At 71.0% G+C, this 10,904-nt stretch carries 8 protein-coding genes and 2 tRNA genes; 6 read left to right on the top strand and 4 right to left on the bottom strand.

The window, feature by feature from the left end; translation table 11 throughout:
* Positions 1–386: 386 nt before the first annotated feature.
* Positions 387–944 carry a PPA1309 family protein gene (locus tag OF819_RS28630; RefSeq protein WP_267246562.1) on the bottom strand — a complete coding sequence of 186 codons (558 nt, stop codon included), beginning with the start codon at positions 942–944 and terminating at the stop codon, positions 387–389.
* A gap of 136 nt (positions 945–1,080) precedes the next feature.
* Here OF819_RS28630 and OF819_RS28625 point away from each other — a divergent pair, with 136 nt between their 5' ends.
* The 4 genes from OF819_RS28625 (at position 1,081) to OF819_RS28610 (ending at position 6,855) form a co-directional block, all read left to right on the top strand.
* The gene (locus tag OF819_RS28625) at positions 1,081–3,969 is read left to right on the top strand and encodes a UPF0182 family protein (RefSeq protein WP_267246563.1); all 2,889 of its coding nucleotides are present in this window, start codon (positions 1,081–1,083) and stop codon (positions 3,967–3,969) included.
* 82 nt (positions 3,970–4,051) lie between these two features.
* A tRNA-Met gene (locus OF819_RS28620) sits at positions 4,052–4,125 on the top strand.
* Positions 4,126–4,340: 215 nt separating this feature from the next.
* Positions 4,341–6,680, top strand: coding sequence for a tetratricopeptide repeat protein (locus OF819_RS28615; RefSeq protein ID WP_416370649.1), 2,340 nt, complete (start codon positions 4,341–4,343; stop codon positions 6,678–6,680).
* Between the two features lie 101 nt (positions 6,681–6,781).
* Positions 6,782–6,855: transfer RNA gene (locus OF819_RS28610), tRNA-Met, on the top strand.
* A 146-nt stretch (positions 6,856–7,001) separates the two neighbouring features.
* Here OF819_RS28610 and OF819_RS28605 read toward each other — a convergent pair.
* A complete protein-coding gene (locus OF819_RS28605; RefSeq protein WP_267246560.1) occupies positions 7,002–7,418 on the bottom strand; it encodes a Fur family transcriptional regulator in 417 nt (138 codons plus the stop codon).
* A 137-nt stretch (positions 7,419–7,555) separates the two neighbouring features.
* Here OF819_RS28605 and OF819_RS28600 point away from each other — a divergent pair, with 137 nt between their 5' ends.
* Positions 7,556–9,007 carry a catalase gene (locus OF819_RS28600; protein WP_267246559.1) on the top strand — a complete coding sequence of 484 codons (1,452 nt, stop codon included), beginning with the start codon at positions 7,556–7,558 and terminating at the stop codon, positions 9,005–9,007.
* A gap of 84 nt (positions 9,008–9,091) precedes the next feature.
* On the opposite strand, the gene OF819_RS28595 is transcribed toward OF819_RS28600, so the two are convergent.
* A complete protein-coding gene (locus tag OF819_RS28595) occupies positions 9,092–9,505 on the bottom strand; it encodes a cyclic nucleotide-binding/CBS domain-containing protein (RefSeq protein WP_267246558.1) in 414 nt (137 codons plus the stop codon).
* A gap of 173 nt (positions 9,506–9,678) precedes the next feature.
* Positions 9,679–10,479 (bottom strand): histidinol-phosphatase, encoded by an 801-nt coding sequence (gene hisN / locus OF819_RS28590; protein ID WP_267246557.1) that lies wholly within the window; start codon positions 10,477–10,479, stop codon positions 9,679–9,681.
* 143 nt (positions 10,480–10,622) lie between these two features.
* Between hisN and OF819_RS28585 the strand changes: the two genes are divergently transcribed.
* Positions 10,623–10,904 (top strand): TetR/AcrR family transcriptional regulator (locus tag OF819_RS28585; protein ID WP_267246556.1); only part of this gene is annotated, 282 nt, incomplete at its 3' end.

Genomic DNA, 10,904 nt, shown 5'->3' with positions numbered 1-10,904 from the left:
CCCGGGGGCGTGGGGGGACCCCCACTTCCCGCAACTGGGGGCAAGCCCCCAGACCCCCCTTCGGGGGGAGGGGCTGCGGGGCCGTCGCCCCGCGCCCCCTGGCGGGCGGCAGCTTCGCGCCGCCGCCCCCGGTGCGGCCTGAAGGCCGTGTCCTCACGCTCCCCCAGCTACCTCCCCCAGACTCCGTCCGGTCCGGGAGAACCCCCACGGAGGCGCCCCCAGGGGTGTCCCCAGCGGGCTGGAATCGGGTGCAGCCCAATCCCAGCCTCGCCGCCGTCGGGGGCGCGCATCCAAGCCTCGCTCGGGAGTACCTCCGTGAGGCGCGGGGGTGCGGGGGCGGAGCGCCCGTGAAACGGGGTCTGGGGCGGAGCCCCAGAAAAAAAGGGCTACGCCTCGAAGGTTGCGGAGAGGGCCTCCGACAGGCCCGGGACCAGGTCCGCGCCGGTGAGGACCTCCGTCGGGCTGTCCTTCTCGCGCAGGCGGAGCGCAGACTCGCGGGCGCCGTCGCGCAGGACCGCCACCGTCATCCTGACCTCCTTGCGATCGGGGTGCTCGGAGACCCAGCGGGTGAGGGCCGCGTCGTCGAGGCCGTCCGGCACGGCGGTCTCGGCGGACGGCGGCAGCATCAGCCGCTCCACGGTCAGCGCGCAGCCGGCCACCGCGTCGGGCCAGGCGATCGTGGCGAGGAACTCGTCCAGGGGCTTGCCCGGCGGGATCTCGTCCTGCTCGATCGGGGTCAGCGGGGCCGCCTCCGCATCGCCGTCGAGGCCGAGCTGGGCGGCCAGAGACGGCTCCTGAGTGCGCAGCTGCGCGGTGTCTACCAGGGCGAAGAGCCGGGCCGGCTGGTCCCAGCCGAGCCCGGAGGCGTACTCGTCGATTTCGAGCACGGCGCGGGTGAGCGGGCTCGCGGCCATCGGGGGGCCTGAGGAGGAAAGGTTGGACATGGCCAATATCCTGCCTGGTTCGGACCCGGGGTCGGGAACTAGGTAAAGCCTTAGTAAGTTGCATCAGTGGGCTCTACGATCGCGGGGCCCGATTCACACGACCGCGAACTTCGAGGTGCGCACGTTGGCTTTCCAGATGCCGGACCGCGGCGGAGGCCCGACCGGGCCACGGATGAGAGTGGGCCGTCCCTCCCGGCGTGTCCGCACCCTGCTCATGACACTGGGCGTGCTGGCCGTGCTGGCCATGGCGTTCGTCATGTTCGCCGGGTTCTGGACCGACTGGCTGTGGTACCGCTCCGTCAAGTACTCTTCCGTCTTCACCACCACCCTGTGGACCAAGATCGGCCTGTTTGCCGTCTTCGGGCTGCTGATGGCGGCGGCGGTCGGGCTGAACATCTGGCTCGCCCACCGGCTGCGCCCGCCGCTGAGCGCGATGTCGCTGGAGCAGCAGAGCCTGGACCGCTACCGGATGAGCATCGCCCCGTACAAGAAGTGGGTGCTGATCGGGGTCACCGCCCTCGTCGGGCTGATCGCCGGAGCGTCCGCCACCGGTCAGTGGCGCACCTGGATGATGTGGGTCAACGGCGTGCCCTTCGGCACGAAGGACCCGCAGTTCCAGCTTGACGTCTCCTTCTACGCCTTCGAGCTGCCCTGGTACCGCTTCCTGCTGGGCTTCGGCTTCGCGGCCGCCGTGCTGTCGCTGATCGCCGCCGCCCTGACGCACTACCTGTACGGGGGGCTGCGCATCACCAGCCCCGGCGCGCGGGCGACGGCCGCGGCCACCGGCCATCTGTCGGTGCTGCTCGGCGTCTTCGTCTCCCTCAAGGCGGTCGCGTACTGGCTCGACCGGTACGGCCTCGCGGTGAAGTCCAGCGACTTCAAGGCGACGGGCAACTGGACCGGTCTGCGCTATGTGGACGCCAACGCCTATCTGCCGGCGAAGACCATCCTCTTCTGCATCGCGGTGATCTGCGCGCTGCTGTTCTTCGCCACGCTGTGGCGGCGCACCTGGCAGCTCCCGGTGATCGGTTTTGGTCTGATGGTGCTCTCCGCGATCCTCATCGGCGGGCTCTATCCGGCGATCGTGCAGAAGTTCCAGGTCCAGCCGAACGAGCAGGCCAAGGAAGCGGAGTACATCAGCAAGAACATCGCCGCCACGCGCGAGGCGTACGGCATCGACCGCGCCAAGATCACCGATTATGGCGGCAAGGGCGACGCCGAGGCCGAGGACGGCGCGAAGCTCCGCAAGGACGCCAATGCGGCCGCCAGCTACCGCATGATGGACCCGAACGTCGTCTCGCCCGCCTTCCAGCAGCTCCAGCAGCGCCGCAACTACTACACGTTCCCCGCGACGCTGGACGTCGACCGCTACAAGACGAAGGACGGCAAGACGCAGGACACCGTCATCGGTCTGCGTGAGCTGGACATCACGGGCATCCCCAAGCGGAACTGGATCAACGACCACTTCACCTACACGCACGGCTACGGCGCGATCGCCGCGGACGGCACGGGCACCGGCAAGGAGCCGGCCGGCTCGCCGCTGTTCACCGAGTCCGGGCTGCCGTCCAGCGGTCAGTTCGGCAAGTACGAGCAGCGGATCTACTACGGCGAGAAGACCACGCAGTACTCGATCGTGGGCGGCCCCCAGAAGGAGCTGGACTACGAGGAGGACGGCGAGCGCACCACCAGCTACACAGGCGACAGCGGGGTCGCGCTCGACAACCCGCTGAACCGCGCCGCGTACGCCGTCTCCTTCAGCGAGCCGCAGATCCTCTACTCCGGAGCGATCGGCGACGGCTCGCGGATCCTGTACAACCGCACGCCCAAGGAGCGCGTGGAGGCCGTCGCGCCCTGGCTGACCATCGACGGCGACGCCTACCCGGCGGTCATCGACGGCCGGATCCAGTGGATCATCGACGCGTACACCACGTCCAACGGCTACCCCTACGCATCCCGTACGACGCTGGGGGACACCACGGCCGACTCGCTGACCGACACCCAGCGCGCGGTGGTCGCCCAGCAGAACCAGGTCAACTACATCCGCAACTCGGTCAAGGCCACCGTCGACGCCTATGACGGCACGGTGAAGCTGTACGAGTGGGACACCGAGGACCCGGTGCTCAAGACGTGGATGAAGGCGTTCCCGGGCACGGTCGAGCCGAAGAGCGAGATCAAGCCCGAGCTGAAGGCCCATCTGCGCTACCCGCAGGACATGTTCAAGGTCCAGCGTGAGCTGCTGACCCGCTACCACGTCACCGACCCCGCACAGTTCTACAGCGGCAGTGACGCCTGGCAGGTGCCGGACGACCCGACGACCAAGGACAAGGAGTCGGTCCCGCCGTACTACCTGAGCCTGCGGATGCCGGGCGACGACGCCCAGAAGTTCTCGCTGACCACCACGTTCACACCCAATGGACGCCCCAACCTCGGCGCGTTCATGGCGGTGGACGCGGATGCCGACAGCGAGACCTACGGGTCGATAAGGCTGTTGAGGGTCAGCGAGACCGTCAAGGGCCCGCAGCAGGTGCAGAGTGAGCTCAACGGCCTGCCGGAGGTCGCGGAGTTCGTCCGCAACCTGCGGGGCACCGACTCGGACATCGAGTACGGAAACCTGCTGACGGTGCCGCTCGGCAAGGGCTTCCTCTACGTCGAGCCCGTGTACGCGCGCGGCGGGACGCAGAAGCTGCCGCTGCTGCGCATGGTGGGCGCCTCGTACGGCGAGAAGATCGTCTTCAAGGAGAGCCTGTCCGAGGCGCTGAACGCGGTGTTCGGCGTGGAGGACAGCGAGGAGACGCCGCCGAGCACCGAGCAGCCGCCGCCGAGCGAGGAGCAGCCCGAGCAGCCTCCGGCCACCGGGGACGCGGCGCTGAAGGCCGCCATCGCGGATGCGCAGAAGGCGTACGACGAGGCCCAGGCGGCGCTGGAGAAGGACCCGACCGACTGGCAGGCCTACGGCAAGGCGCAGGCGGATCTGGAGGCCGCGCTGCGCCGGGCCGCGGAGGCCCAGACGCAGCGGCAGGAGTAGCGCGGTCTGATCGGGCCCCCTGTCATGGCCCCGGCTGTGGCAGGGGGACCCCGGAAGCCGTGATACGGTTGCTGCACAACGGCGCGGGGTGGAGCAGCTCGGTAGCTCGCTGGGCTCATAACCCAGAGGTCGCAGGTTCAAATCCTGTCCCCGCTACTCAAAGAAGAGGGCCCGGATCCTTCAGGATCCGGGCCCTCTTCATGCCTGCGTGTTCGCGCATGTGTACTGCGGGGTGAGAACTGCGTGGCGATGGGCGCGAGTTGACGCCAGGCGTGTTTGACTTATCTCTCTGTGGGCATGTCGACAAAACGCTGAAGTGACCTCACTGGCTGCGGTATACCGGGTGTACGCAGGTTGCAGGTGGTGCGACGATGGAATTTATGGGGGACAGGGCAACGCTGTTGGAGACAGAGCGGTTTACCGAGCCGCATACCGGGGGCGCCGCGGACGCTGTGGACGCGGTGATCGCAGTCGATGTGCCCGACCGCATGGCTGACCACGTTGACCCTGCCGCCGCTGCCGCCGCTGCCGAGGCCATCGGCGCGTCCAGCGTCTCCGACAATGTCTCGGCGGCGCCTGTGGCGACTGCCTTTCCGCTGTGCGCGGGGGAGGGGACCGCTCCGGGGGCCGAAGGACCGGAAGGCATCGACGCCGCGGAGGCCGTGGAGAAGGCCGGGTTCGAAGCCCGGCACCGGCGCGCGGCGGAGGCCGGAGACACCGCGTCGATGAGCGTGCTCGGCGCGCTGCTGCTGCGCCGCGGGGACCTGGACGGCGCGGAGCCCTATCTGCGCGCGGCCACCGCGGAGGGGGACCGGGCCGCCGCCAACAACCTGGGCGTGCTGATGCACCAGCGCGGCTATCCGGACGAGGCCGCGGGCTGGTGGCGCATCGCGGCGGTCGCGGGATCCGCGGCGGCGGCGCACGCCCTGGGGCGGCACTACCGGGAGCGCGGCGACGAGCCCGCCGCCGAGTACTGGCTGCGGCAGTCCGCGGAGCAGGGGCACGCCCTCGGCGCGTACGCCCTCGCCGATCTGCTGGAGCACCGCAGCGACGTCGGCGCGGAGCGCTGGCTGCGAGCGGCCGCGGAACAGGGGCACAGGGAGGCCGCCTACCGCCTGGCCCGCGCCCTGGAGCGCCGCGCGGCGGAGGAGATCCGCCGCAGCGGCGACGCCGGCCTGCTGCGCGGCGAGCCCACCACGGGAACCCGCCTGCCCGCCCACGGCGCGCGGCCGGAGCCCGCCGATTCCCGGGGCGGCGGCCCGCGCGCCGGCATCGGATCCGCGCCGTCCGGCGCGGGGGAGCAGGGCCGCGCCGGCAGGCACCAGGGCGCGGGCGCGCCCCGCCATGAGCCCCGGGTTCCGTACGGCACGGAGAGCCGGGCCGCGGCCGTGCCCCGCGCCCGGCGCGCCGACACGGCAGGCCGGACGGACCGAACAGGCCGGACGGGGCGAGTGGGTCGGGCGGACCGGGCGGAGGCGAGCGGCGACGGCGAGCAGCCGGGCGAGCTGGCCGAGGCCGAGCAGTGGTACCGGCAGGCCGCCGCGCGCGGACACCGGCGTGCGGCGCTGCACCTCGGGGTGATCCTCGAACGGCGCGGCGAGCTGAAGGAGGCCGGTCAGTGGTACCTCGGCGCGGCCAAGGAGGGCGAGGCCCGCGCCGCATGCGCCCTGGGCTTTCTGCTGAAGGACGCCGGCGACGAGGAGAGCGCCGCCGTCTGGTGGCTGCGCGCCGCCCAGGACGGCGACGGCAACGCCGCCAACGCCCTCGGCGCGCTGCACGCCGCCCGCGGCGAGCAGCAGACCGCCGAGCGCTGGTACCGCGCCGCGATGGACGCGGGCGACGTCAACGGCGCGTACAACCTGGGGCTGCTCTGCGCCGCCCAGGACCGGCTGCCGCAGGCCGAGCAGTGGTACCGGCGGGCCGCCTACGCGGGGCACCGCGAGGCCGCCAACGCCCTGGCCGTCCTGCTGCTCCAGGCCGGGGACGCCGTCGGGGCCGAGCCCTGGTTCTCCAAGGCCGCCGAAGCCGGAAGCGTCGACGCCGCCTTCAACCTGGGCATTCTGTACGCCGGCCGGGATGACGACAAGACCGCGCTGCGCTGGTACGAGCGGGCCGCGGCCGCCGGCCACACCGAGGCCGCGCTGCAGGTCGGCATCGCCCAGCTCCGGGACGGCGACGAGCGGTCCGCCGAGCGCCACCTGCGGCTGGCGGCAGGCAGCGGCAGCGCCGAGGCCGCCTTCCGGCTGGCCGCCCTGCTGGATGCCCGGCAGCCGCCGCCCGGACCGCCCGCGCTGGGTGAGCCGGTGGCCGAGAAGAGCGAGTGCGAGGAGTGGTACGAGCGCGCGGCGGAGCAGGGGCACCGGCGGGCACAGGTCCGCGTCGGCATGCTCGCCGCCGCCCGTGGCGACGCCTCCGAGGCGGCCCGCTGGTACCGGGAGGCCGCGGAGGCGGGCAGCCGCAGCGGCGCGTTCAACCTCGGGCTGCTGCTCGCCCGCGAGGGCAATGAACGCGAGGCCGCCCTGTGGTGGACGCGCGCCGCCCGCGCCGGGCACGGCCGCGCCGCCCTGCGACTGGCGCTCCTCGCCGCCCGCCGCGGTGAGCTCAAGGACGGCCAGCGCTGGTGCGCTCGCGCGGTCGAGCTGGGCCCCGCGGAGGTCGCCGAGCGAGCCGCCAGGCTGCGGGAGGCGCTGCTCCAGGAGCTCACGGCGTAAGGGGTCCGGGGCGGCTGCGCCCCCGGACACCCGTGCCGTGGCGGCCCAGCGGCAATGGATTTGCTCTGGTCGGCGTGGTCACGTAATGTTGTGTTCACCGACGCGGGGTGGAGCAGCTCGGTAGCTCGCTGGGCTCATAACCCAGAGGTCGCAGGTTCAAATCCTGTCCCCGCTACTGAAACGAAGGCCCGGATCCTCAAGGATTCGGGCCTTCGTCATGTCTGTGATTCGGCAACAGACCGGCGGCAATCCGACCGGCAGCAAACGGACCGGCGGCAAAAGGGCCCCGGCCCGCATGGGCCGGGGCCTTCGTATATCGCGTCAGGCCGATGCGCAGTTCGGGCATGTGCCCCGGTAGGTCACCTCGACGTCGGAGACCGTGAAGCCGAAGCGCTCTGCGTCCGGGAGGTCGGCCAGCGGGTTGCCCCGCGGGTGCACATCGCGGATCGCGCCGCACTGGCCGCACACCAGGTGGTGGTGGGGCCGGTGGGCATTCGGGTCGTACCGCTTGGCGCGGCGGTCCGTGGACACCTCAAGGACCTCGCCCAGGCTGACCAGCTCACCGAGCGTGTTGTACACCGTCGCGCGGGAGATCTCGGGCAGCCGCTCCACGGCCCGCGCATGCACCTCGTCGGCCGTCAGATGGACATGGTCGCCGTCGAGGACCTCGGCCACGACACGCCGCTGGGCGGTCATACGCCAGCCGCGTCCGCGAAGTCGTTCCAACAGGTCACTCATAAGGGCCAGCTTAACAGTGACGGGATCCAGGTCAGTTCCCGAACAGGTGTGACCTTGGATTCTTATTTGACTTAGACAAAGTCCATTGTAGGATCGAGCGCAGCACGACCAAGGGACAGGACACGCAGGAGGCGCACGTGACGCAGGGACCGCTCACCACGGAGGCCGGCGCGCCGGTCGCCGACAACCAGAACAGCGAGACGGCGGGCGTCGGCGGTCCGGTTCTGGTCCAGGACCAGCTGCTGCTGGAGAAGCTCGCGCACTTCAACCGCGAGCGCATCCCGGAGCGCATCGTCCACGCACGCGGCGCCGGTGCGTACGGCACGTTCACCGTGACCGCGGATGTCACGCGGTACACGCGCGCCGCGTTCCTCTCCGAGATCGGCAAGGAGACCGAGGTCTTTCTGCGCTTCTCGACGGTCGCGGGCAATCTGGGCGCCGCGGACGCGGTGCGCGACCCGCGCGGCTTCGCGCTGAAGTTCTACACCGAGGAGGGCAACTACGACCTCGTCGGCAACAACACCCCGGTGTTCTTCATCAAGGACGCCATCAAGTTCCCGGACTTCATCCACACCCAGAAGCGCGACCCGTACACGGGCAGCCAGGAGGCGGACAACGTCTGGGACTTCTGGGGGCTCAGCCCGGAGTCCACGCACCAGGTGACCTGGCTGTTCGGCGACCGGGGCATCCCCGCCTCGTACCGCCATATGAACGGCTACGGCTCGCACACCTTCCAGTGGAACAACGAGGCGGGCGAGGTCTTCTGGGTCAAGTACCACTTCAAGACCGACCAGGGCATCAAGAACCTCACCCAGGCCGAGGCCGATGTGCTCGCCGGCAAGGACCCCGACTCGCACCAGCGCGATCTGCGCGAGGCCATCGAGCGGGGCGAATTCCCGACCTGGACCGTGCAGGTGCAGATCATGCCCGCGGCCGACGCGGCGCACTACCGCTTCAACCCGTTCGACCTCACCAAGGTGTGGCCGCACGAGGACTACCCGCCGATCGAGATCGGCAAGCTGGAGCTCAACCGCAACCCCGAGAACATCTTCGCCGAGGTCGAGCAGTCCGTCTTCTCGCCCGCCCACTTCGTGCCGGGCATCGGCCCGTCGCCGGACAAGATGCTCCAGGGCCGGCTCTTCGCATACGGCGACGCCCACCGCTACCGCGTCGGCATCAACGCCGACCATCTGCCGGTGAACCGCCCGCACGCCACCGAGGCGCGCACCCACGGCCGGGACGGCGTGATGTACGACGGCCGCCACGGCCGGGCGAAGAACTACGAGCCGAACAGCTTCGGCGGCCCGTTCCAGACGGGCAGGCCGCTGTGGCAGCCGGTCCCCGTCACCGGCGCCACCGGCGACCAGACGGCCCCTTCGCACGCCGAGGACGACGACTTCGTGCAGGCGGGCAACCTCTACCGGCTGATGTCCGAGGAAGAGAAGACCCGTCTGATCGAGAACCTGTCCGGGTTTATCGCCAAGGTGTCGCGCGACGACATCGCCGAGCGCGCGATCGACAACTTCCGTCAGGCGGACGGAGACTTCGGCAAGCGGCTTCAGGCCGCGGTCCAGGCCCTGCGCGGCTGAGGCGCTTGCCGTAGAAGGCGCGGGCCGGACCCCTGTCCAGGGGGGTCCGGCCCGTTGCTGTGCCGTGGGGACGCGGCGTCGGAGTCAGGCCGGGATCTGGTCCGCCAGCGGCGCCGGATGGCGGCGGGCCGGGGTCCAGCAGCGGATGATGTCGCGTACGGAGACGATGCCGACGGGCCCTGTCCCGTCCAGCACGATCAGATGGCGGAACCCGCCGTGCACCATGGCCTCGGCGGCCTCCTCCAGGGTCCAGGAAGGCGCGGCGAAGACGACGTCGGACGTGGTGTGGGCGCCTGCGGTCTCCAGATCCGGGTCCAGGCTGGAGCCCACCGCGTTGAGTATGTCGCGCTCGGTCAGTATGCCGAGCCCGCCCGCGTCCGAGTCGAGGACGACGGCCGCGCCGACACGGCGTGCGGCCATCAGACGGGCTGCCTGGCGGAGGGTGTGCGCGGGTCCGATGGTGAGGACCACCGTGCTCATGGCGTCACGGACGAGCATGGATGGAGCCACCTCCTCGGTGGATCGGTCGATTCGGTCGATTCGAGAACCGATTCACAAATTCACAAGTGGGGGGACTCTCAGAGTCGCAGCCCCGCGGGGCGGCAGCAAGAGGGCGCGTGACGCCGATTGCCGTCGCGCGCCTATGGCCCGGACGCGGTGGAACGAGGGCGTCAGTACCGCTGGTTGAGATAGCCCAGCAGCTCGTCATGGAGCAGGCCGTTCGACGCGGCCGCATTGCCGCTGTGCGGCCCCCGCCGGCCGTCCAGACCCGTGAAGGAGCCGCCCGCCTCCTGGACGACGATCGCGTTGGCCGCCATGTCCCACAGCGACAGTTCCGGCTCCGCGCAGATGTCCACCGACCCCTCCGCGACCATCATGTACGGCCAGAAGTCGCCGTACCCCCGCGTACGCCAGCAGGCGCGCGTCAGATCCAGGAAGCCGTCCAGCCGGCCCTGCTCCTCCCAGCCGCTGAGCGAGGAGTACGCGAACGAGGCGTCCGCGATGCTGTGCACCCGCGACACCTGCAGCCGCGTCGCCGACGTCAGACTCCGCCCGGTGTACGCCCCGCCGCCGGCCGCCGCCCACCAGCGGCGGCCCAGCGCGGGCGCGGAGACCACGCCCACCACGGGCCGGTACTCCTCCTCGTCCCGCACCATCAGAGAGATCAGCGTCGCCCACACCGGGACGCCCCGGACGTAGTTCTTGGTGCCGTCGATCGGGTCGATCACCCAGCGGCGCGGTCCGGTGCCCTCAATGCCGTACTCCTCGCCGAGGATCGCGTCGCGCGGCCGCGCCCGCTGGAGCTGTCCGCGGATCAGCTCCTCCGCCGCCTTGTCGGCCTCGCTCACCGGCGTCATGTCCGGCTTGGTCTCGACCTTGAGGTCCAGCGCCTTGAACCGCTCCATCGTGGCGGCGTCGGCGGCGTCCGCGAGGACATGGGCGAGACGCAGATCATCGTGGTAGTCGGGCATGGCCGTCACTCTATCGACAGCGCCGCTGACCGGTGACAGCAGTCTTGACAGCGCGTGGCGGCGCGTCAACGCTGAGCCAAGGACCGCCGGCGGCGCACCAGGCGCGTGCCGGCCCGCGACACGCTCCGGCCCGGGAGGCGACGATGCCCACGGCGCGAGAGTCCCTGCTGAACGCCGCCTTCCGGGCGCTGTCCGAGCTGCCCTGGTCCGCCGTCCGCATGGTTGACGTCGCCTCGGCCGCCGGAGTGTCGCGGCAGACCCTCTACAACGAGTTCGGCAGCAAGGAGGGACTCGCCCGCGCACTCGTCCGCAAAGAGGCGGACACGTTTCTGCACGGCGTTGACCGGGTGCTCGCGGCGGGCGGCGCCGCCGCCGGGCCCGCAGGCCAGGGGCCGGCCGACACGCTGGCCTGCGTGGCCGAGTGG

It is taken from the genome of Streptomyces sp. PR69 (genome assembly GCF_026420845.1).
Lineage (GTDB): Bacteria > Actinomycetota > Actinomycetes > Streptomycetales > Streptomycetaceae > Streptomyces.
Note: the sequence above shows the minus strand (reverse complement) of the source record. Positions and strands in the feature narration are given on the sequence as shown.